At 33.7% G+C, this 21,365-nt stretch carries 21 protein-coding genes and 1 pseudogene; 18 read left to right on the forward strand and 4 right to left on the reverse strand.

Annotated elements, in window-relative coordinates:
• Positions 1-72 precede the first annotated feature (72 nt).
• Positions 73-1,008: a COX15/CtaA family protein gene (locus ACFVRR_RS02350; protein ID WP_097975669.1), complete on the reverse strand. Its 936-nt coding sequence runs from the start codon at positions 1,006-1,008 to the stop codon at positions 73-75.
• A gap of 400 nt (positions 1,009-1,408) precedes the next feature.
• Here ACFVRR_RS02350 and cyoE point away from each other — a divergent pair, with 400 nt between their 5' ends.
• From cyoE to ACFVRR_RS02380, 6 genes are all read left to right on the forward strand, one after another.
• The gene (gene cyoE, locus ACFVRR_RS02355) at positions 1,409-2,329 is read left to right on the forward strand and encodes a heme o synthase (protein ID WP_286163782.1); all 921 of its coding nucleotides are present in this window, start codon (positions 1,409-1,411) and stop codon (positions 2,327-2,329) included.
• Positions 2,330-2,424: 95 nt separating this feature from the next.
• Positions 2,425-3,465 carry a cytochrome c oxidase subunit II gene (coxB, locus tag ACFVRR_RS02360; protein ID WP_056468498.1) on the forward strand — a complete coding sequence of 347 codons (1,041 nt, stop codon included), beginning with the start codon at positions 2,425-2,427 and terminating at the stop codon, positions 3,463-3,465.
• Positions 3,466-3,497: 32 nt separating this feature from the next.
• Positions 3,498-5,354, forward strand: coding sequence for a cytochrome c oxidase subunit I (gene ctaD, locus ACFVRR_RS02365; RefSeq protein WP_387324269.1), 1,857 nt, complete (start codon positions 3,498-3,500; stop codon positions 5,352-5,354).
• Complete coding sequence (locus ACFVRR_RS02370; protein ID WP_069035564.1) at positions 5,354-5,977, forward strand: cytochrome (ubi)quinol oxidase subunit III; 624 nt, start codon at positions 5,354-5,356, stop codon at positions 5,975-5,977. The genes ctaD and ACFVRR_RS02370 overlap by 1 nt, the downstream gene beginning before the upstream one ends.
• Before the next feature lie 4 nt (positions 5,978-5,981).
• Positions 5,982-6,320 (forward strand): cytochrome c oxidase subunit IVB, encoded by a 339-nt coding sequence (gene ctaF, locus ACFVRR_RS02375; protein ID WP_387324272.1) that lies wholly within the window; start codon positions 5,982-5,984, stop codon positions 6,318-6,320.
• Between the two features lie 198 nt (positions 6,321-6,518).
• Entirely contained in the window at positions 6,519-6,878 is a 360-nt protein-coding gene (locus tag ACFVRR_RS02380; RefSeq protein WP_387324274.1) for a hypothetical protein, read from the forward strand.
• A gap of 201 nt (positions 6,879-7,079) precedes the next feature.
• Here the strand turns inward: ACFVRR_RS02380 and ACFVRR_RS02385 are convergent, their stop codons facing one another.
• A complete protein-coding gene (locus ACFVRR_RS02385; RefSeq protein ID WP_387324276.1) occupies positions 7,080-7,601 on the reverse strand; it encodes a hypothetical protein in 522 nt (173 codons plus the stop codon).
• A gap of 335 nt (positions 7,602-7,936) precedes the next feature.
• Between ACFVRR_RS02385 and ACFVRR_RS02390 the strand changes: the two are divergent.
• The 3 genes and pseudogenes from ACFVRR_RS02390 to ACFVRR_RS02400 form a co-directional block, all read left to right on the forward strand.
• Positions 7,937-8,052: pseudogene (locus ACFVRR_RS02390) on the forward strand (IS200/IS605 family transposase); the annotation flags it as partial.
• A 40-nt stretch (positions 8,053-8,092) separates the two neighbouring features.
• The gene (gene tnpB / locus ACFVRR_RS02395; RefSeq protein WP_387324278.1) at positions 8,093-9,226 is read left to right on the forward strand and encodes an IS200/IS605 family element RNA-guided endonuclease TnpB; all 1,134 of its coding nucleotides are present in this window, start codon (positions 8,093-8,095) and stop codon (positions 9,224-9,226) included.
• Positions 9,227-9,482: 256 nt separating this feature from the next.
• A complete protein-coding gene (locus ACFVRR_RS02400) occupies positions 9,483-9,656 on the forward strand; it encodes a hypothetical protein (protein WP_387324281.1) in 174 nt (57 codons plus the stop codon).
• A 305-nt stretch (positions 9,657-9,961) separates the two neighbouring features.
• Here the strand turns inward: ACFVRR_RS02400 and ACFVRR_RS02405 are convergent, their stop codons facing one another.
• Complete coding sequence (locus tag ACFVRR_RS02405) at positions 9,962-10,906, reverse strand: EamA family transporter (RefSeq protein WP_387324283.1); 945 nt, start codon at positions 10,904-10,906, stop codon at positions 9,962-9,964.
• 125 nt (positions 10,907-11,031) lie between these two features.
• On the opposite strand from ACFVRR_RS02405, the gene ACFVRR_RS02410 reads away from it, so the two are divergent.
• The 7 genes from ACFVRR_RS02410 to ACFVRR_RS02440 all read left to right on the forward strand — a co-directional run bounded on the left by ACFVRR_RS02410 (position 11,032) and on the right by ACFVRR_RS02440 (position 19,180).
• Positions 11,032-11,925: an AraC family transcriptional regulator gene (locus ACFVRR_RS02410; protein ID WP_387324286.1), complete on the forward strand. Its 894-nt coding sequence runs from the start codon at positions 11,032-11,034 to the stop codon at positions 11,923-11,925.
• 143 nt (positions 11,926-12,068) lie between these two features.
• Positions 12,069-13,790 carry a sigma-54 interaction domain-containing protein gene (locus ACFVRR_RS02415; RefSeq protein ID WP_387324289.1) on the forward strand — a complete coding sequence of 574 codons (1,722 nt, stop codon included), beginning with the start codon at positions 12,069-12,071 and terminating at the stop codon, positions 13,788-13,790.
• Between the two features lie 325 nt (positions 13,791-14,115).
• Complete coding sequence (locus ACFVRR_RS02420) at positions 14,116-15,222, forward strand: M24 family metallopeptidase (RefSeq protein ID WP_387324292.1); 1,107 nt, start codon at positions 14,116-14,118, stop codon at positions 15,220-15,222.
• Positions 15,219-16,280, forward strand: a complete 1,062-nt coding sequence (locus ACFVRR_RS02425) for a M24 family metallopeptidase (RefSeq protein ID WP_387324295.1) — start codon at positions 15,219-15,221, stop codon at positions 16,278-16,280. The genes ACFVRR_RS02420 and ACFVRR_RS02425 overlap by 4 nt, the downstream gene beginning before the upstream one ends.
• 68 nt (positions 16,281-16,348) lie before the next feature.
• Entirely contained in the window at positions 16,349-17,422 is a 1,074-nt protein-coding gene (gene eutH, locus ACFVRR_RS02430) for an ethanolamine utilization protein EutH (RefSeq protein WP_387324298.1), read from the forward strand.
• A gap of 382 nt (positions 17,423-17,804) precedes the next feature.
• Positions 17,805-18,704, forward strand: a complete 900-nt coding sequence (gene ctaG, locus ACFVRR_RS02435; RefSeq protein WP_141437780.1) for a cytochrome c oxidase assembly factor CtaG — start codon at positions 17,805-17,807, stop codon at positions 18,702-18,704.
• A gap of 11 nt (positions 18,705-18,715) precedes the next feature.
• Entirely contained in the window at positions 18,716-19,180 is a 465-nt protein-coding gene (locus ACFVRR_RS02440) for a DUF420 domain-containing protein (protein ID WP_097975651.1), read from the forward strand.
• Positions 19,181-19,241: 61 nt separating this feature from the next.
• Here ACFVRR_RS02440 and ACFVRR_RS02445 read toward each other — a convergent pair whose 3' ends face one another.
• Positions 19,242-19,613 (reverse strand): YugN family protein, encoded by a 372-nt coding sequence (locus tag ACFVRR_RS02445; RefSeq protein ID WP_069035575.1) that lies wholly within the window; start codon positions 19,611-19,613, stop codon positions 19,242-19,244.
• 176 nt (positions 19,614-19,789) lie between these two features.
• Here ACFVRR_RS02445 and ACFVRR_RS02450 point away from each other — a divergent pair, with 176 nt between their 5' ends.
• Together ACFVRR_RS02450 and ylbD are read left to right on the forward strand one after the other, a co-directional pair.
• Positions 19,790-20,833 (forward strand): CAP domain-containing protein, encoded by a 1,044-nt coding sequence (locus ACFVRR_RS02450; protein ID WP_387324303.1) that lies wholly within the window; start codon positions 19,790-19,792, stop codon positions 20,831-20,833.
• 115 nt (positions 20,834-20,948) lie between these two features.
• On the forward strand, positions 20,949-21,362 hold the full coding sequence (gene ylbD, locus ACFVRR_RS02455; RefSeq protein WP_387324306.1) for a spore coat protein YlbD: 414 nt from the start codon (positions 20,949-20,951) through the stop codon (positions 21,360-21,362).
• The last annotated feature ends 3 nt before the right edge of the window (positions 21,363-21,365 follow it).

The following is a 21,365-nucleotide window of genomic DNA, read 5'->3' on the forward strand; positions in this document are numbered from 1 at the left end:
CTCTTCTTCGCTTCAATTTTATATGTAAAAAAAAGGTATTTCTTCTACAATTAAGTGGAAGAAATACCTTTTTTAAGAGATATTTTTATTTTGAAGTAACTCAGAATTTGAGCTTTTACTTCTAGTACAAACTAAACTTTGGAAACTAAATATTGCAAACAAGCACGAGATTAAAATAGCATGTGTTAATGCAACATAAATATTTAGGTTTGTAAAAACAATTACCGCGCCACAAATTACTTGAAGTGTAACAAGAATTAAAGATACAAGCCATCCAAAATAAATGCCACGTTCATTACGATAATATTTATAAGCATGTACAAATGCAATAATTACCCAGACGAACAAAAGAAAAGCAGCAAATCGATGCCCCATTTGAATCCATTCATGAACCTGTGTAGGAAATCCATTGTTTGCTTTACTGCATAATGGCCAGCTAGGACAAGCTAAGCTAGCATTTTCGTGGCGAACAAGAGCGCCCGTATAAACTACTAAGTATGAATAAATCCATAAACCGTAAGTATGAAATTTCATTCTTTTTCCGACATAAAAAGAATTTTTTTGATAATTGCGATCACGTTCAAAAATTAATAATGTTAACATAACTACAGCAGCAAAACAAATAAGAGAAATACCAAAATGAATTGCTTTTACAGCTGGGACTTGACCCCAAACAACTGCGGCTGCCCCGATTAATGCTTGAGCAACTAGAAAAATACAAGAAATGATTGCTAAAAACTTTGTTTCTCTTTTATGAGGAATGACAATCCAAGCAAGCACTGCTAATAATAAAACAAATATCCCAGCAAGGCCTGATGCTGCACGATGAGATAATTCAATGACAGTTTGAATAGTTAGATGATCAGGAATGATTTGACCTTTACAAAGTGGCCATGATCTACCACAACCGAGTCCAGAATTAGTCTTTGTTACGAGTGCACCACCCAATAAAACAATTAAAAGAATGAATGAGGTAATTAACGATACCCCTTTTAAAACACGTAGCAAGTATATCCACCCACTTTTATAAAATAATAATAATTTTAAAATTTAATTATTAAAAAAATTATTCTGTAAATAATACTTCTATATCATATAAGATTACGACACAAAATTCAAAGGTAACCTTCATATTTAGACATAATATTTGTTTTTTCTTAACTTTGAATGTATTCATTTTTAAAATATAGAAATAATTAATTTTATAATTAAATAGTATTTAGTATTGAAAAGATAGACTGTTTACGATAAAATTTTTTTGAAACGTACACAATTTGTTCATATATTTATCACAAAAATTTCATTAAATTTAGTTTAATAGAAGTATGTCTAAATTAAAAACTCATTATGAACCATTAAAAAATGGGTATGAAAAATGAAGTTTTGCAAAAAAAAGAGGAGGATTGACTTGGAACAATTAGCTAATAATGTTTCTAAAAACGAAGAAACTAATCATCCTTCTAGATCACTGAAGAAAGATTTACTTTCTTTAATGAAAATAGGGATCGTAAACTCTAATATACTGACAACTTTTACAGGTATCTGGTTAGCAATCCAAATAAATGGATTAGATATATTAGATTATTTACCAAAAGCAATTATTACTGTAATTGGTTCATCACTTATTATTGCGGGATCATGTGTAATCAATAACTATATTGATCGTGATATTGATCCGTATATGGAGAGAACGAAAAACAGACCAACTGTAACCGGTAATATTAAACCAAGCGTTACAATTTCGATTGGTATTCTTTTATTAATTGTGGGCTTTACATTTATGGCTTTCACAACCTTAATGGCTGTTGTATATGCATTTATTGGTGCATTTACATATATCGTACTATACACTCTTTGGACGAAACGTAATTACACGTTAAACACAGTAGTAGGTAGTATATCTGGTGCAGCACCCCCATTAATTGGATGGGCAGCAATCGATGCGAATTTGCATCCAATTGCTTGGATGCTGTTTTTAATCATGTTTATATGGCAACCACCTCATTTCTTAGCACTTGCGATGAGACGTTCTGAAGAATACAAAAGAGCGGGAATCCCAATGCTACCAGTGGTTTACGGATTTGAAATGACGAAACGTCAAGTCATGATCTGGGTATTATGTTTATTACCACTGCCATTTTACATGCAAGCTCTAGGTTTACCATTTATTATTTTTGCAACAATATTGAATATTGGATGGGTTATTTTAGGATTATATTGTTATAAACAAAAGGATGATCAAAAGTTCTCTAAACTGATGTTTATATACTCCATTAACTATTTAACTCTTCTATTTATGTCAATGATTGTGTTTACAATTTCGTTTTAATTAGGGGTATTACGGGGGATTTTTTTATTGTTTGTTTAATCTTATTTTTAAATAAGAATGAAACACTTTAAATTGAAAGAGGGGGAAGTATACTTATGAAACATTGGCGATTAGTCTCGCTAATTTCCTTGATAGCAGTTATTTTGAGTGCATGTGGACATGCAAATCAATCTACACTGAATCCTCAAGGTGAAGTAGCAAAAATGCAATACGATCTTATGAAGCTAAGTACGTTGATCATGGTATTCGTTGTTGCTGTAGTAACAGTTCTTTTCCTTTACGTAATCGTGAAATATCGTCACCGTAAAGGTCAAGAGAATATTATTCCAAAGCAAGTAGAAGGTAATCATTTTTTAGAGCTTCTTTGGACGATTATTCCTGTTATTTTACTTATTGTTTTAGCAGTACCAACAGTATCACAAACGTTTAAGCTTTCAGATGAGAAGCAAATAGCAAAAGATGAGAAGAAAAAAGATGCAATTGTTATTAATGTAAATGCTCATCTTTTCTGGTGGGAATTTGAGTATCCAAAACAAAAATTCATTACTTCTCAAGACATGTATATCCCAGTAGGTAAAAAAGTTATCTTAAACTTAAAAGGTCAAGATATCAAACACTCATTCTGGGTACCATCATTAGCAGGTAAACTTGATACAAACGTTGAAGGCGAAAACAAAATGTGGCTTTCAGCGGATAAAGAAGGTACATATAATGGATTCTGTGCAGAGTTTTGTGGTCCTTCACATTCATTAATGCAATTTAAAGTTAAAGTTGTAAGTCAAGCCGACTACGATAAGTGGTTAGCTGATATGAAGAATCAGAAAGGTCAAGCTGTAACAGCAGATGCACAAGAAGGTGAAAAAATCTTCAAACAAAGCTGTATTGGTTGTCATGCTGCAGACGCAAATGATACAAGACCACCTGCTGCACGACTTGCTCCAAACTTAGCTAACTTCGGTGATCGTGATATGGTTGCTGGTATTGCTAAAAATAATGAAGCAAACATCAAGAAATGGTTAACTAATCCGGAAGCTATGAAGCCAGGAAACCTAATGTCAGGTAAATATGGTGACTTATCAGCTGATCAGATTGATGCATTAACTGCATACTTAACTAGCTTAAAAATTGCAAAATAAATTAATGGATATGAAGCAAAGGGGGTAATACTGTGAGTTCTGTAGCGAAAAAGAAACCACTATTGTGGGACTACTTAACGACAGTCGACCATAAGAAAATTGCCATCCTGTATTTAATTGCAGGCGGATTCTTTTTCTTAGTTGGTGGGATGGAAGCGTTATTTATTCGTATACAATTAATTAAGCCAGACAACACATTTTTAGTTGGTGATGCTTATAACCAAGTATTAACAATGCATGGTACAACAATGATTTTCTTAGCGGCGATGCCGTTGGTCTTTGCATTTTTTAACGCGGTAGTACCATTACAAATTGGTGCTCGTGACGTAGCTTTCCCGTTTTTAAATTCTCTAGGTTTCTGGTTATTCTTCGTTGGTGGAGTTTTCTTAAACCTAAGTTGGTTCTTAGGTGGAGCGCCTGACGCAGGTTGGACATCATATGCGACACTAGCTCTACACAGTAAATCACATGGTGTAGACTTCTACTTATTAGGTCTACAAATTTCAGGTATTGGTACATTAGCAGGTGGTATTAACTTCCTAGCAACGATTATTAACATGCGTGCTCCGGGGTTAACATACATGCGTATGCCACTATTTACTTGGACAGTATTTGTAACATCAGCACTTATTTTATTTGCATTCCCGGCATTAACAATCGGGTTAGCTTTATTAATGTTTGACCGCCTATTTGGAACTGCATTTTTTGATGCATCTTTAGGTGGAAACTCAATGATTTTTGAACATTTATTCTGGATTTTCGGACATCCAGAGGTTTACATTCTTATATTACCGGCATTTGGTATCTTCTCAGATATCATTCCAGCTTTCTCTAAGAAACGTTTATTTGGATACTCTTCAATGGTATTCGCAACAGTTTTAATTGGTTTCCTAGGATTCATGGTTTGGGCTCACCACATGTTTACAGACGGTCTTGGTGCAGTAGCAAATGCAATTTTCGCTGTTGCAACTATGGCAATTGCAGTACCTACAGGGGTTAAAATCTTTAACTGGTTATTAACAATGTGGGGCGGACAAATTCGTTTTACAACACCAATGCTTTGGTCAGTTGCGTTTATTCCATCATTCGTTCTAGGTGGGGTAACTGGTATTATGAACGCTGCAGCTCCTGCTGACTATCAATTCCATGATAGTTATTTCGTAGTAGCTCACTTCCACTACGTAATCGTAGGTGGGGTAGTATTTGGTCTATTTGCTGGTGCACATTACTGGTGGCCAAAAATGTTTGGTAAAATCTTAAATGAAACACTAGGTAAAATTACATTCGTATTATTCTTTATTGGTTTCCATTTAACATTCTTTATCCAACATTTCTTAGGTTTAATGGGTATGCCTCGTCGTTACTTTACATATCTACCAGGACAAGGCTTAGATACTGGTAACATGATCAGCTCAATCGGAGCAATGTTCATGGGTCTAGCTACAATCGTTATGTTAATTAATGTCGTATATACAGCAATTAAAGGTAAAAAAGCTGCTGGTGATGCATGGGGTGTAGGTCGTACACTTGAGTGGTCAATTCCTTCTCCTGCACCAGAATATAACTTTGCTCAAATTCCATATGTACGTGGATTAGACGCTCTATGGGTAGAAAAAATTGAAGGAGACGGCAAAATGACACCTGCTGAACCACTAGGTGATATTCATATGCCAAACTCATCTATTTTACCATTTGTTATGTCAGTGGGCTTATTTATTGCAGCATTTGGGGCATTGTATAATGACCAACTTAAAAACCACACGGCAGTTGGTGTATTAATTCTTGGTTTAGTTATTACATTCGGTTCAATGTTCTTACGTTCTTGGATTGATGATCATGGATTCCATATTCATAAAGAAGACATAGCTGATGAGGGGGTTGAGGCATAATGGAAATGAATCAAAAATTTACAGCTGAAACGTTTCCTCATAACCCTGAAAAAGCTACAGAAGAAGGTAAAAATAAGTTCTTAGCATTCTGGCTGTTTCTTGGTGGAGAAACTGTATTATTCGCATCATTATTTGGTACTTTCTTAGCATTAAGAAACTCTACTGCTGGTGGAGCAAGTGCTGCAGAAATGTTCGAACCAAAATTAGTTTTCATTGCTACAATGTTACTTTTAACATCTTCTCTTACAAGTGTTTATGCAATGTACCACATGAAAAACTTTGAACACAAAAAGATGATGCTTTGGTTAGGAATTACAGTTTTATTAGGTCTAGGATTTTTATTATTAGAAATTTACGAATTTAGACACTATATGCACGAATATCATTTTACAATTAAGAGTAGTGCATTTGGTTCTTCATTCTATACATTAGTAGGTACTCATGGTGCCCACGTATTTGTTGGTTTACTATGGATCACTACTTTAATGCTTCGAAATGGTGGAAGAGGTTTAAATTTATACAACGCACCGAAGTTTTATATTGCAAGTTTATACTGGCACTTCATTGACGTAGTATGGATTTTCATCTTTACAGTAGTATACTTAATGGGAATGGTGGGATAAGAAAATGGGTACAAATACAAACTCTCATCTAAGAAATCAAGTTGAAATAAAGTATCACAGACGTAAACATGCAGAAGAAATGAAACAACAATTAATTTCATTTGCATTAATGATCGTTTTAACACTTGCATCATTCGCAGCAGTACTATACAGAGATAAAATGGATCCATACTTTACAGTACCATTTATTTTATTACTTGCTGTAGTACAACTAGTGTTCCAACTTTATTACTTCATGCACATGAAAAATAAAGGTCACAGCACACAAGCGTTCTTCCTATATTCAGGACTTACAGTTGCTGTAATTACACTATTAACATTCTTAACATTAATCTGGTTATGATGTAAAAAGGAAGTGAATTTTATTCACTTCCTTTTTTTATGTTCGTTAATGTAGATTGTTGATATGTTGTGGGACTTACTTGCAGTTTGTTTCGATAAGAAAGATTGTATTGTAGAACTTCTAATTTTACAGGAGATTTTTCTTTTATATAAACTCCTAACATAAACTTAAAAATTAAAATAAGGTGGTATAGTACGATTGAAAACATTTGAAGCACTAGAGTGGCTTAAAAATAATAATAATCCATCAGCATTTGCGACTAATAGATTCGGTGAAACAATTAATGCTATTAATTTTGTTGAGCAACTTTATGAACTAGGTACAAAAAAAGTGTGTGTTGTTTATATTATAGATGAAAAAGAACGGATTGAGGATGAAGGTGGACCTTATGCTGAATCCTTGATCGTTGAATTACCCGAAGATGACGTAAAACGTAATGATCTTATTAAGTTCTATGAAAAAGAGATGGAAGAACAAGGGATTGGCGAAGGAGAAGGAATTTTAGAGTGGAATGAAAGTAATATAGATAATGGCATACTTGGTTTTGGGTGGTATTGATACCATGCCACCTTTAGATATCAAATACTAATGCATTGAGTTAGATAGAATAGAAAAAAAAGGCTAATTACGAAAGAGCCTTTTTTGAATTCGAAACCTTATGTAATACCTTGGAAATGTTAGTAAATGTATAATTTTTTTAGTTTTTTTGTAAAATGCCCTTAGTAACCACAATTGCAGATTCTTAATAGTTTGGAGAATTTATTTAGATTGAGAAAGTACATAATGAAAGTACTTTTGTGGTGTACCATAACGCTTGAGTTCTTGAATTAATTCTTCATCAGCTTGAGTAATAGTTCCTTTTTCTACTCCGTTACCATCTTGGATTGATACAGGTAACAAACTTCCATCTTGGTAATCATAGTTAATGATTTTTCCTATACCTTCACCTGTAATGCTTAACGTAACTCCTTCATTTACCATAGCATAACCAACTATGTCATACATTTTCTTAAACAATTCCTCTATCTCAGCTAATGCAACTAATTCTTCTTCACCATCATTAAATACGGTATCCTTATCAAATTTTACCCAAATACCAACAGCTTCTTTTTCTGGAGCTCTATTTAGGTCTTCATAATCAATTTTCGTTATCGTCCCAGAATGATAAATAGGTTCTTCCTCATTAATACAATAAATGTCACTTCTTTTAATAATTTCTACACGATCGCCTTCACTTACTGTTAATTCTCTTTTTGTACCAAACCTATTGTAGTAAATCAATAATATTTCCTCCTAGTAAATTCTTTAGACTTATAAATTATCCCCTAAATTACTAAAGAAATACTTAACGAGAATACTATATTTTCATTGATCTTCTCTTTGGAATCAAATCAAGGTCCAATTCAACTATGGACATTTTTATCATTATCCGACAGAAGACTCCTTCCTCAATTACGTGAAGGTGTGATAACACCAGTAATAGGTGGGAGATGAATGTCGGTTTGCGTGCGTAAGTCTAAAGGCTTTTTTGTTGTCTGCTCCATAAGTCAATGATATGCTCAGTCTTAAGTAAAAGAAATGCTGATATTAATGTGAAATATTAGATAGCAATAATCATGATCAAACGTCCCTTTCCACAAATTAGATAAAAGCTAAGGGAAGAAATGTTTTGTCAAGAAGTTTTTGCATACTAACTACTGGTGGTTCTCCCATCAATGTAGTTAAGAAATAGATTAAATTTAAAAATCAAGGAATGAAGTGAGGTGAAAACAATGCTAGTCAATAAAGCATATAAATTCCGTATCTATCCAACTAAAGAACAGGTAACACTAATCTCCAAAACGATTGGATGTATTCGTTTTGTATTTAATCACTTTTTAGGACAATGGAACGACATATACAAAGAAACTGGCAAAGGATTAACGTACAATTCTTGTTCTGCTGAATTAACAAAGTTGAAAAAAGAATTAGTATGGCTCAAAGAAGTGGACAGTATTGCTCTTCAATCCTCACTGAAAAACCTCGCAGATTCGTATTCACGATTCTTCAAAAAGCAGAATAACGCTCCACGATTTAAGTCTAAAAAAAATCGAGTTCAATCCTATACAACAAAAGAAACGAATGGAAATATTGCCGTTGTAGGAAACAAAATAAAACTACCTAAACTTGGTCTGGTTCGCTTTGCTAAAAGTCGCGAATTACATGGTCGTGTTCTGAATGCTACCGTTAGAAGAAATCCAAGTGGAAAATACTTTGTATCTATTCTTGCAGAAATAGAAGTAAAACCAATGGAGAAAGCTGAATTATCAATTGGTATAGACTTAGGCATCACTGATTTTGCCATTTTTTCTGACGGTCGCAAGATGGACAACAATAAATTTACTGCCAAAATGGAAAAGAAACTAAAACGTGAACAGCGAAAACTTTCAAGACGTGCGTTACATGCTAAACAGAATGGGATTAACCTTTTAGATGCAAAAAACTATCAGAAACAAAAACGAAAAGTCGCTAGATTACACGAAAGAGTAATGAATCAACGTGATGATTTCCTTAACAAGTTGAGTACAGAAATAATCAAAAACCACGATCTAATCTGTATCGAAAACCTGAATACGAAAGGAATGTTACGAAATCACAAATTAGCCAAATCGATTTCTGATGTATCATGGTCTGCATTTGTATCTAAATTAGAATACAAAGCTACATGGTATGGTAAAACAATCATGAAAGTAAGTAAATGGTTTCCATCTAGCCAAATATGTTCTGATTGTGGGCACCAAGATTGCAAGAAATCTCTTGGAATCAGGGAATGGACCTGTCCAATTTGCCATCAACATCACGATCGAGATCTAAATGCCAGTAAAAATATTCTAGCTGAAGGATTAAGAATATTATCTTTGGCCTAAATAATCACGAACCGTAGGAATCTACGGAGATAGCTTGGTAAATAAGAGAAACCTCTGCTGGCAAAGAAATAACACTAGCAAGTATGCTCTGTTCCCAAGAATCTCCCACTTCAAACAACCCGTAAGTGTGTTAAGTGGTGAGTAGTTCAATGGTATAAGAATGTTCAGTGGAAGAAAACTATAAAGCCGACATAATTTTAGAATGAGTACTTAATCGGTTATGGTTAATAAGTAAAATTGAAGGGATGATTCAACAATGGATATGGAAATTCCTAAAGATGAAGATATTGAAATGGAAGAAAAAGTTGAGCTTACTGGTAGTATTGATAAAGTAACAGAGCATATAATTTGGGGTGCACAAGGTTTCATGGATATTCCAGATCAAGGCAAGACATACAGGAAAAGATATTTAGGAAACCGATATCAATAAGTCGAGAAATCGCAGACCGTGAAAAATTATGTGAAGCTTTCTAAGTTAGACATGGAAAATATAGCCTTGTATTTTAAGGTGATTTTTTATTAGGTAAAATTGATTTCTCTAGTTATACCCAGTATTATTTCCAAATCAACTAAGATATTCGAGTATAAATTTTAATACATAAAAAGCGCATGCAATATTAAAGAGGCAATAGTCTTCGGTGAAGATCATGATTAATCTTTAATAAACGCAATACCTTTAAGCAACAATAATTTAGGAGCTGACTAGTCAGCTCCTATTTCACATTTTACCTCGATTCAACTAACCCTAAGGGGTTCTTTTTTATTAGGAGGGCGGCTAGTTTTTGAGGAAGACTCTTTTTTCAAAGCCAACACTAATATCATTCCAATGATACAAGCAGTACCAAGCCACTGGAAAACACCAAAAGGTTCTTTTAACCAAAAGATTGTAGTTAAAACGGCAGCTAGTGGTTCAATACTTCCTAGCAGACTTGATTCTTTAGGTGGAAGACTTTGTAAACTTTCTATATAGAACCAAAATGCAATCATCGTACCGAATATGATAATGAAGACTAAATATAAAATCGCTTCAAGCGTTAAGTTTTTATAGTCCATTTGCCAAGGAGGATGGATAAAACTTAATACAAAGCCACCGATAATCATAGCCCAACCGACAATAACAAGTGAGTCGTATTGCTTAAGTAATGGAACGGCAAATAAAGTATAAAATGCTAAAGCTACTCCAGATAATACACCCCAAGCAATTGCAAGTGCTGGCACAGATAATTGCGAGATTGAGCCGTTGGTTAATAAGAAAAAACTTCCAATTAATGCTAGAGACACAGTTAACAAATCTCTTCGTGTTAGTGCGGTTTGTTTACGGATAATTAAATATACGATAATCATTACAGGTGCTAAATACTGTAATAGTGTTGCAACAGCAGCGTTTCCATGTTCAATAGAAGCCATATATGTGTATTGAACCGCTAGCATCCCCAATACCCCAAAGATAATTAGTTGAATGGCGATCCTTCCATTTTTCCAAACCCCAAATATCTGAGAACGGTCTTTTTTAAAATATTGAATGGCTAAGAGTAAAAATCCAGCTATAAGCAATCGGATCGTAACCAGCCAATCTACATCGATTTCATACTGTTGAAAAAGTTTTTTTGCGACTGTACCACCAATCCCCCAAAAAACTGCTCCTGTGATAACAAGAAATATTCCCTTTCGTCTATTCATGATTTAGTCTCCACCTTCAAATATAAAAATAGTGTTATAATATGTTAAATGATAAGTGGAAAAACGCTAAAATAATACTCAAATCGAACGGAAAAATGTAAGGATATTGAGGTGGTTATGGGGATATGCAAATTAAAAATTTTATGGTTGACCAAAGTTTAAAAGAATTAACTAAACATCATACTGTAGTTTTGCCAATTGAATGTTACGAAACAACGATTAAGCAAAACATAAATAGTTATATACCACTTCATTGGCATGATGAATTTCAGTTTGTTCACGTTGTTAAAGGAGAAGCAATTTTTCAAATAAATGAAGAAAATATTTTTGTTCAAGAGGGGGAAGGGCTTTTTATAAATAGTGGCTGCCTGCATATGGCAAAAGATCGGAACGATTCAGAATGTACCTATATTTGTTTAAATGTTTCTCCAAGTTTCGTATTATCACAAGAACTTTATACAACCTTTGTAAAGCCTTATTATCAGGCGACTAATATACCCTTTTTATTCTTAAATCCAAAGGAGCTATGGGCCAATAGCATTTTACGCTATATTTTGAAAATCAATGAAATGATCAAACAAAATTCCCCATTCTATGAAATCGACGTCAGCTTACATCTTACATTAATTTGGAAAAATTTAATTATGAATGGGATTGAATTAGAGTATGAACAGTCGGTAGTGGTAAAGAGTAACCGAATGAAGCAAATGTTAAATTGGATCCACCTACATTATTCTGAGAAAATACGATTAGACGACATTGCAAGAGTGGGTCAATTAAGCCGATCTGAGTGCTGTCGATATTTTAGTCGTATTTTAAAAACAACTCCTTTAAACTATGTAACCGATTATCGAATACAAAAAAGTTTAATATTACTACAACAACATGAGTCGAATGTCACTGATGTTGCCTATCAAGTTGGATTTAACAGCACTAGCTACTTTATTGATAAATTCCGAAAGTCGATGAACATTACACCATTAGCTTACAAAAAGCAAAAAATTCCAGAACTCCTGTGAAGTAAAACACAAAGCATTATTGAAGAATATAAGTTGCTTAACTGTAGCCTTTTTTACTTAGTATTAGCAGGATTGTGTAATATGGAGTGTTAGAACTCGCAGATAATAATCATGACATAAACTTGACGTAATGATAGAGTAAGATGAAAAAGATACAAATAGGTGGTGGTTTTTTTATAAAACATCTTCTTCCTAGAATAGAAGATTTGTTGCAAACAAATTATTCTTTGCACTCTGATCTGGATATCAATAATGAAGCAGCATATATATTTAAACAGCATCATAGTGAAGTCTGGATGTTAACGATAAATGAGTATCTTCATTTTAAGAGCAGGGATATAAAAGAATTTTATTGGAAAAAAGCTGGCGTTTTTAATGAAAAAGCTATTATTCAAGACGTGATACAAGAAGTGCAAACATCAGATGTTGTAGTCATCACAGATGGAGAAGGAAAAATTAAGGGCTATATCAATTCTGCTGTTTTAGTTTCTAAAGTGTTTGCATCTTATCAATATTTAGAGGCCTATTTTAAAACGATGATTGATACAATGGATGGTTCGGTCTCGATTGTAGATGAAGCTGGAAAAACAGTTGTTTGGACTCAAGGTGCTGAAAGGATTTTTTCAATTCCTAAGGAAGAAATTATTGGGTATAAAATGGAGGAGTTTTTTCCAAAAGATATGTTATTAAATAAAGTTACAATGGAGACTGGTCAATCCTTTCGTCAAAAGCATCATAAACCACGTGAGGATCTCTTTGTCATGATTAATAGCAGTCCAATCTTCATCAATGATCGAATTGTGGGTGCGGTTGCGGCTGAAACCGACATTACGAGTCAAGTGATAATGAATCAAGAACTTATGAATGCTTCCTCCAAAATTCTTCAATTGCAGAAGGAGGTTTCAAGACTGCAATTATCACATGATTCTTTTCAACAAATTAAAGGTTCGAGCCAATTGATGAAAGAAACAATTTCGTTATCAAGGAAAATGTCTGAAACGAGTGCGAATATTTTACTACTTGGTGAAACAGGGGTTGGGAAAGAAGTTTTTGCAAAAGCTATCCATTTTTATCGTGGATCATCTTCTCCATTAATTGCTGTAAACTGTGGTGCGATTACATCATCTTTGTTTGAGAGTGAATTTTTTGGCTATGAAAAAGGAGCATTTTCTGGTGCAGATGTAAAAGGTAAAAAAGGAAAACTAGAGTTGGCGCACGGAGGAACACTTTTTCTGGATGAAATTGGTGACTTACCGTTGGATATGCAAGTGAAGTTACTTAGAGTTTTGCAAGATAAAACGTATTACCGCGTTGGTGGTACAAAGCAGCTAACAGCGGAGTGCCGAATCATTGCTGCTACAAATAAGGATTTAGAAGCAATGGTTGAAGCTAATACTTTTAGAGAAGACCTTTATTATCGTCTTAACATTTTATCTATTACGATTCCCCCGTTGCGAGAACGAAAAGAAGACGTAATGGAGCTCCTTCATCAATTTATCTATGAGTTTTCATTACTATATCATCGAACAATTAAAAACGTTGACCCCCAGTTAACTTCGGCCTTAATACAATACGATTGGCCCGGAAATGTGAGAGAGATGAGAAATGTAATTGAACGATTAGTATTACTGTCAGTAGAAGGAACCATATCTATAGGAGCTTTACCGCCAAAGTTGCTACAATCTACATTGTTATCGACTACGTATGATGACTCCTTGCAAGATGATCTAAATGATTTTGAAAAAAATAAAATCATTGAAGCCATTCAAACAGAGAAAGGGAACAAGCAAGCAGCAGCAAAAAAACTAGGAATATCTCGAGCTACTTTATATAATAAAATGAAAAAATTAAAGATTAAGCTTTAAAAACCAAAAGCCTTTTCGACTAAATTAGTCCAGACGAGCGTAAGAAACTCCTGGGCTGATTTAGAACCTAGAAATCAAATATCTCCCATTATTTCTCCTCAGCCATTAATAGCAACTTTTAAATAAAAACACTACCTATGGCATATTCTACGGTTCTGTCAAACTGCTACCGTCTAAACATTTAGACACTATACGATAAACAGTGTCTAAAAACATTTACACTTTTTCCTAAATAATTCACAACATAAAAGATTTTATAAATGGCACAGAACTTGCATCAATTCTTCATGTCTAATTTAATCCATATATAAAAGGGGAAATGATCATGAATTATCGAATGCAAGAATTACAAACATTTTTACAAAAGCAAAGTATTCCAGGTGGCTTGGTCACATCACGCCAAAATATTTTTTATTTATCGAATTTTGATTACAATCCGCACGAACGATTTGTAGGTATTTTTGTCTTCCAAAATGATGCCCCCATTTTTATTACACCAGCGATGGAAGTTCAAATGATAAAGGAAGCAGGCTGGAAACATCCAATCCTAAGTTACACAGATTCCGATCACCCGTGGGCACTTGTTGGTCACTTGATTGAAAGCAGAAACAAAATGAAACAATTCGCGGTTGAGAAGCATGATATCTCCTATTTTTACATTGAAAGACTGCAACAGATCTTTGGTGAAGTAGAGTTTGCATCACTAGATTCAATACTTACTGAAATGCGACTAGTAAAAGATGCTGATGAAATTGAAATATTACGTGAAGCCGCTGCTTTTGCTGATTACGGAGTACAAGTGGGTATTGAAGCATTAAAAGAAGGAATCACAGAACTTGAAGTATTAGGGAAAATTGAATTTGAATTAAAGAAAAAAGGGATTAAAGAAATGTCATTCTCTCCCATTGTTTTGTTTGGCCAAAATGCAAGTAACCCACATGGAGCTTCAGGTGACAATAAGTTAAAAAAAGGAGATACTGCGCTATTTGATTTAGGGGTGAAGTATAAGGGATATTGCTCTGATATCACAAGAACAGTCATGTATGGTAATCCTAGTAGCGAACTCGTTAAAATCTACAATACAGTTTTACAGGCCAATCTTGCTGGGGTGGAAGCTTCTCAACCTAGTACAAGAATTGGTGATGTTGATCTCTCAGGAAGACGCGTCATTCAAGCAGCTGGCTACGGTGATTTTTTTCCACATCGAATCGGTCATGGTCTAGGTATTGAGATTCACGAGGCACCTTCTATAAATGAAGTTAATGAAGGCTTACTAAAATCAGGAATGGTCATCACTATTGAACCTGGCATTTATCTTAATGGCCTTGGCGGTGTGCGCATTGAAGACGATGTTGTCATAACGGATAATGGCTATGAAGTATTAACGAAGTTTCCAAAAGAATTAATGATTGTAGGAGCTGAACGAAATTGAACCGAATCGAAAAAATACAGAAACAGCTTTTAGAGAACAATGTCGACGCAATATTGATTACAAAGAGTGAAAATCGTAGATATATGACAGGTTTTACAGGATCAGCTGGCATGGTGCTAATTTCAAAAAATGCTGCGACCTTTATCACTGACTTCCGCTACGGGGAACAGGCTCAACAAGAGGTAAAAAACGCTAAGATTATCGTCCATAAAGGTAATATTGAAAAAGAAGTTTCAAATGAAGTCGACTGTCAAGGTCTTAAAAAGGTCGCTGTTGAGGCAAATGCCATGACATTAAATACGTTCTCAAAACTACAAGAGTATGGAAATGTACAATGGATTCAATTGGAAAATATCGTTGAAAAGGTTAGAGAAATCAAAGAGCCAATAGAATTAGAATTAATGAGAATGGCAGCTAAAATCGCAGATAAGGCGTTTGATTATATATTGAATATCATTAAACCAGGGGTTACGGAATTAGAAATCCGTAATGAACTGGAATTCTATATGCGAAATCTTGGTGCAACTGCATCATCTTTTAATACTATTATTGCTTCTGGAAAGAGGGCTGCCTTACCGCATGGAGTGGCTTCCGAAAAAGTAATTGTGCATGGTGACATGGTAACCCTTGATTTTGGCGCAATGTACAATGGTTATTGCTCTGATATTACGAGAACAATCGCCGTTGGGAGCTGTTCGGATGAGTTCCGCAACATTTATCACATCGTATTAGAAGCTCTAAAACGTGGAACAGAAGGAATTCAATCAGGTGAAAAAGCGAAAACGATCGACGATTTAACGAGAGATTATATTTCAGAAAAAGGATTCGGAAATCGTTTTGGACATTCAACAGGTCATGGGTTAGGTATGGAGGTTCACGAACCAATCCGGCTTTCTGACAAAAGTGTAGAAATTCTTCAATCTGGGATGGTTGTTACCGTCGAACCAGGAATTTATATCCCAGGATGGGGTGGCTGCCGGATTGAAGATGATATTATAGTAAAAGAGAATGGTTATGAAATCATTACCCATTCTGATAAGCACTTAATTATCTTATAAAAAATAACAGGTCATCTAATGCATTTTTAAAAAGATGACCTTTCTTTTGAATGGGAGGAGTATTCGATATGAATGAAATCATCTTATATATCATGACGTGTTTTATGGTACTAGGGGCAATCGATTATCTGATTGGTAATCGGTATGGACTCGGACAAAAATTTAAGGAAGCCTTCCAATCCATGGGACCACTTGCTCTCTCAATGGTTGGCATGATCTCGCTATCACCTGTATTAGCAAAATGGTTAACACCGATTGTATCTCCTGTCTACCAGTTTCTTGGAGCAGATCCATCGATGTTTTCATCCACGTTTTTAGCTCTTGACATGGGTGGATACTCATTAGCAAATGAAATGGCTCAATCGAGTGATGCTGCTTTATTTTCTTGGGTGTTTTTAGGAACAATGATGGGGCCAACAATTGTTTTTACCATTCCGGTTGCTTTAAGCATCGTTCATAAAAATGATCATCCCTTTTTTGCTAAAGGAATTTTAATTGGGCTAATGACTATTCCATTTGGATGTTTAGCGGGAGGATTCGTTGCAGGATTTGGCTTTATATGGATGCTGAAAAATTTAGTTCCTTCTATTCTGATTTCTGGCTTGATTGGTATTGGAATGATATCGGCTCAATCGGTGATGATTCGTGGTTTTAAATGGTTTGGAAAAGGAATTGAAATCGTTATTATCATTGGTCTTGTTTCGATTATCATTAAAACATTAACAGGTATCTCTATTATTCCAGGTTTGATGCCGCTTTCGGAAGGCTTTGTAACAGTTGGAAAAATAACGATCATACTTGCCGGTGCGTTTCCGTTTGTTTTTGTGCTAGTAAAAGTATTACAAAAGCCTTTTGCATTACTCGGAAATAAGCTAGGTATGAATCAACAAGCATTAGGTGGATTCATTGCTTCCTTCGCCCATCATATTCCTATGTTTGCGACAATGCATGAGATGGATGATCGTGGGAAAGTCATAAATACCGCATTTGCCGTAAGCGGAGCATTTGTTTTTGGCAGTCATTTAGGATTTGTAGCAGGTGTGGAGAAGAATTTTGTCATTCCACTAATTGTCGGTAAACTGACCGCTGGGTTTTTGGCTGCTGCATTGGTTTTGCTAGTGACAAAACGTGTGACAAAATGAATTATGAATAATAGAAATGTAGATTAGAAGGTTAAAGGCTTGCCTCATTTGGGAAAAGCATGATGCCGTATGACCTCATAGAAAGTGTGCACCCTAGTTTTTCATTCACTATAAATACCCATCATTTAAAAATGAATAACGTTTTCAAATCGTATTTTAATTTGAATAAACCGTTATTACTGTTATATAATTTAGTAGTATAATAGTTTGGCTAATTTCATTAAATATTATATGATAGAAGTAATGTTTAAATTTTTTTTGTCTTTGTGAAGTTTTTGTTTATAAGTTTTAAATCTACACCATATTTACATAGTCCAATATAAATTTAAACATTAGGTAAAAATAATAAGTGTGAATAGAAATAATTAAAGGGTGTGCATTCATGATTAGCTTAGGGATGTTCGGGTTTAAAGCACTTTGGAGTCCATATTTATTTGTGTTTTTAGTTTTAGTCATTTTAGGTTATTTTTACATAATTAATAAATTTAAAGATAAAAACCATGTTACTGAGACTAAACAAAAGGTGTATTTCGTAATTGGTATTTTGTTAGTTTACACCGCACAAGGTAGTCCAATCGATTTAATTGGTCATATAATTTTTAGTGCACATATGACTGAAATGGCAGTACTATACTTAGTTGCACCGATCTTTCTTATTAATGGTATTCCAGATTGGTTATGGAGAAACATACTTAAACCAAAATTCGTTAATTCGTTTTTTACTTTTGCTACAAAACCATTAATTGCTTTACTTATTTTTAATGTAGTATTTTCGATTTACCATTATCCATTAGTATTTGATACAGTAAAAACCAATAATGTCTACCATTTCTTATTTACCAATATATTATTTTTCATGGCAGTATTTATGTGGTTTCCTGTTATTAATAACTTACCTGAAAGACAAACACTTTCTGATATCCAAAAGATTGGTTATATGTTTGGAAATGGTATTTTATTAACACCAGCATGTGCACTTATTATTTTTGCAGGACATCCATTTTACGCGACTTACAATGATCCAGTGTTATGGAGTAAAGCGATGGAACTTTGCGTATCACCAGATTTATTAAAATCACTTAATATTTCAGGTCCAGAAGTATTTAACTTTATGTCAGCAAGGGAAGATCAGCAGGTTGGCGGAGTTATCATGAAAATTATCCAGGAAATAGTTTATGGATCTGTTATTGGTTATAATTTTTTCAAATGGGCTAAAAGAGAACAAAATGGAAATAAAATTGATCCAATCAGTAGTAATCCGTTATTGCTTAAAAAATCGTAGGGGTGGAAATTTTGAATTCGTTACCAATTTTACCAACAATAAGTACAAGTTTTATTGTAATTAGTGCCGTATTAGTTGCAATCGGCTGGTATCTTATTGCAAAAAGAAATATAGAGGGACATAAGAAAGTTATGTTCTTTGCTGGAGTCTTTGCACTCTCGTTTTTCATTGTATACGCAACGAGAACAATCTTTATCGGAAATACTTCCTTTGGGGGACCAAAAAGTTTAAAGCTGTATTATCATATATTTTTATTTTTCCATATATTCTTAGCTACAACTGGCGGAGTATTTGGTCTAGTATCAATTATCTCAGGATATAAAAACAAATTAAAACTACACAAAAAAATTGGACCGATTACTAGTATTATTTGGTTTTTTACTGCAATTACAGGTGTATTCGTTTATTGCTTATTATACGTTTTCTACAAAGGTGGAGACACTACTTCGGTGATTAAAGCTGTTTTAGGATTTTAAGTGAAAGATAAAAGAGTGAGTAAAAGAAGTTGTACTTCTTTTTACTCACTCTTTTTAATAATTATAGAATAATGAACTTGCTTACTAGAGAAATTTGCTCTTCAGCTTTTTTAAGTAATTCTTTACTTTTATCAACGATACTTTCAGGGAAGTTTTCGCCTTCTCCGTACTCTACACCGTGAGGATAATAGTATTTACCTAAAAGTGGAGTAAGTAATTGGATTTTCCCTTTACTTGACTCTACATGTCCTTCTACTGCGAAACCTTGAACGCGTAAATAGTAGATTTCATTACGTTGTTCAAATTTATAATCGTAAGTTACTCTTTCGTAATCCCATTGACCAGCAAGGACAAAGCCTAATTCTTCCATGATTTCAGTTAATAAATTTACATTTAATACATGGTTTTCTAAATTTGTATTCTCAAATTTCATGTTATTACCCCCTAAATTACTTAGAAAAAATCCCTATTAATATAATATTATCTATGACAATAATTAGCAATGAAAAGCTGATAAATGTATTTTAACTAATTTATATATTTTTTTGAATAATTTGGCTACAATGGATATATAAACATAGAGTTAACAATTGGGAAGGGAAGATCTAAATGGAAAAGCTTATAAAACTTTTCTTTTTTACAATAAGTTTTATAACAGTTTTTATGTTCAGTCCACTTATTAAAGATTGGATTACCAATATTTCATCATTTAAACAATATCAAAAAGTAGAAGAAGTGAATATGCCCATGATCGAAAATGCAAGTACTAAAAAAGTTACATACTCCGTTTCTCAATATATTGGTAAAAGTGAACAAGAAATTTTAAAAACCTTTGGTAAACCGTCAAGAAAAGTTCCTTCTCAATATGACTACGATTGGCTTGTTTATGATAAAGATGCTACAAAGTATACTCAATTTGGTGTACTAAATGGCAAAGTTGTAACGATTTATGTTGCAGGTAATAAAGTTGATATAACCCCATTTGTGATGGGGAGCCACTATGAAGAAACAATGGATAATGTAGCATTACATGATAAGGTCTCTTTTTCGATATTAAGTAATCAATACACATTTAAATTATCGACAACCGATTTACACGAACGTCCACTTGTTTCATTAAATAATTGTTTTGCTCAACTTTATTTTGACCGTTTTACTGGAAGTTTATTAGGTGTTCGCTATTTATCTCCAGAAACTTTAGTTAAGCAAAAACCGTACGAGCTAATTTATAGTGGAAATTTAATAAATGCAAAAAAATTAAATACATTGCAAGAAGCAATTGTTGATCGTGAAGAAGAGAGACAGATATTTAACTTAACGAATGTTTATCGTAAAAGAATGAATTTAAGTACTTTAAATTGGAATGCTAATGCTGCCAAAGTAGCTTTAGGACATAGTAAAGATATGGTTCAAAATAAATATTTTGATCACTATTCTAACTTATATGGTAGTCTAGCTGATCGTTTAAATGATGCAAATGTCCCGTACAGAATTGCTGGCGAAAATATTTCTGCTAATTATGTAGATGGTATAGCATCTGTATATGGATGGATTAATAGTAAAGGCCATCGTGTAAATATGTATAAAAAAGAATACACCACCCTTGGAGTTGGAGCCTTTAATAAATATTACACCCAAAACTTTATAAAATAATAGATAAATCAAGCAAAAGGGAAAGTTTGTGCTTGATTTTTTTATTTCCATACAAGCACAAAATTATTCGAAAGACATAATTTTGTAGTAAATGCTTTTAATTGGAGTGATATGAATGGGAAATGAAAATAATCGTCCTTCTATCGAACAATTTAGGCAATTCGTTATGGAACACCCAAAACTTCGTGAGGAAGTAAAAACGGGTAAAAAAACATGGCAACAATATTTTGAAGATTGGTATTACAAAGGTCAAGACCATGAAATGTGGGATGAATATAGAAATGACAATAATACAAAGTCTCAAAAGAAAACTGCCAAAACGGAACAATCAGAAGAAGGATATGTTGGAAAAGTCATTTCTTTTGTTAAAAATTTAGATCCAGATCAAATTCAAGGCCATTTAACAAATGTAAACTCTACTTTAACGAATATTCAACAGCTTATATCACAATTTAAATCTCCAGCTGCTTCAACTAATCAAAGAGAAGAAAAGCCAGTATCACAACAATTTAATTTTAGACAGGATTGAGGA

It is taken from the genome of Gottfriedia sp. NPDC057948, from assembly GCF_042887255.1.
Classification (GTDB): Bacteria; Bacillota; Bacilli; order Bacillales; family Bacillaceae_G; genus Gottfriedia.

What these genes read in the sequence shown, in the direction of transcription:
- ACFVRR_RS02415 (WP_387324289.1), top strand. Translation starts at nt 12,069, where the DNA reads ATGAAAAAGATACAAATAGGTGGTGGTTTTTTTATAAAACATCTTCTT.
- ACFVRR_RS02445 (WP_069035575.1), bottom strand. Translation starts at nt 19,613, where the DNA reads ATGAAATTTGAGAATACAAATTTAGAAAACCATGTATTAAATGTAAAT.
- tnpB (WP_387324278.1), top strand. Translation starts at nt 8,093, where the DNA reads ATGCTAGTCAATAAAGCATATAAATTCCGTATCTATCCAACTAAAGAA.
- ACFVRR_RS02450 (WP_387324303.1), top strand. Translation starts at nt 19,790, where the DNA reads ATGGAAAAGCTTATAAAACTTTTCTTTTTTACAATAAGTTTTATAACA.
- eutH (WP_387324298.1), top strand. Translation starts at nt 16,349, where the DNA reads ATGAATGAAATCATCTTATATATCATGACGTGTTTTATGGTACTAGGG.
- ACFVRR_RS02420 (WP_387324292.1), top strand. Translation starts at nt 14,116, where the DNA reads ATGAATTATCGAATGCAAGAATTACAAACATTTTTACAAAAGCAAAGT.
- ylbD (WP_387324306.1), top strand. Translation starts at nt 20,949, where the DNA reads ATGGGAAATGAAAATAATCGTCCTTCTATCGAACAATTTAGGCAATTC.
- ACFVRR_RS02405 (WP_387324283.1), bottom strand. Translation starts at nt 10,906, where the DNA reads ATGAATAGACGAAAGGGAATATTTCTTGTTATCACAGGAGCAGTTTTT.
- ACFVRR_RS02400 (WP_387324281.1), top strand. Translation starts at nt 9,483, where the DNA reads ATGGATATGGAAATTCCTAAAGATGAAGATATTGAAATGGAAGAAAAA.
- ctaF (WP_387324272.1), top strand. Translation starts at nt 5,982, where the DNA reads ATGGGTACAAATACAAACTCTCATCTAAGAAATCAAGTTGAAATAAAG.
- ACFVRR_RS02410 (WP_387324286.1), top strand. Translation starts at nt 11,032, where the DNA reads ATGCAAATTAAAAATTTTATGGTTGACCAAAGTTTAAAAGAATTAACT.
- ctaG (WP_141437780.1), top strand. Translation starts at nt 17,805, where the DNA reads ATGATTAGCTTAGGGATGTTCGGGTTTAAAGCACTTTGGAGTCCATAT.
- ACFVRR_RS02370 (WP_069035564.1), top strand. Translation starts at nt 5,354, where the DNA reads ATGGAAATGAATCAAAAATTTACAGCTGAAACGTTTCCTCATAACCCT.
- coxB (WP_056468498.1), top strand. Translation starts at nt 2,425, where the DNA reads ATGAAACATTGGCGATTAGTCTCGCTAATTTCCTTGATAGCAGTTATT.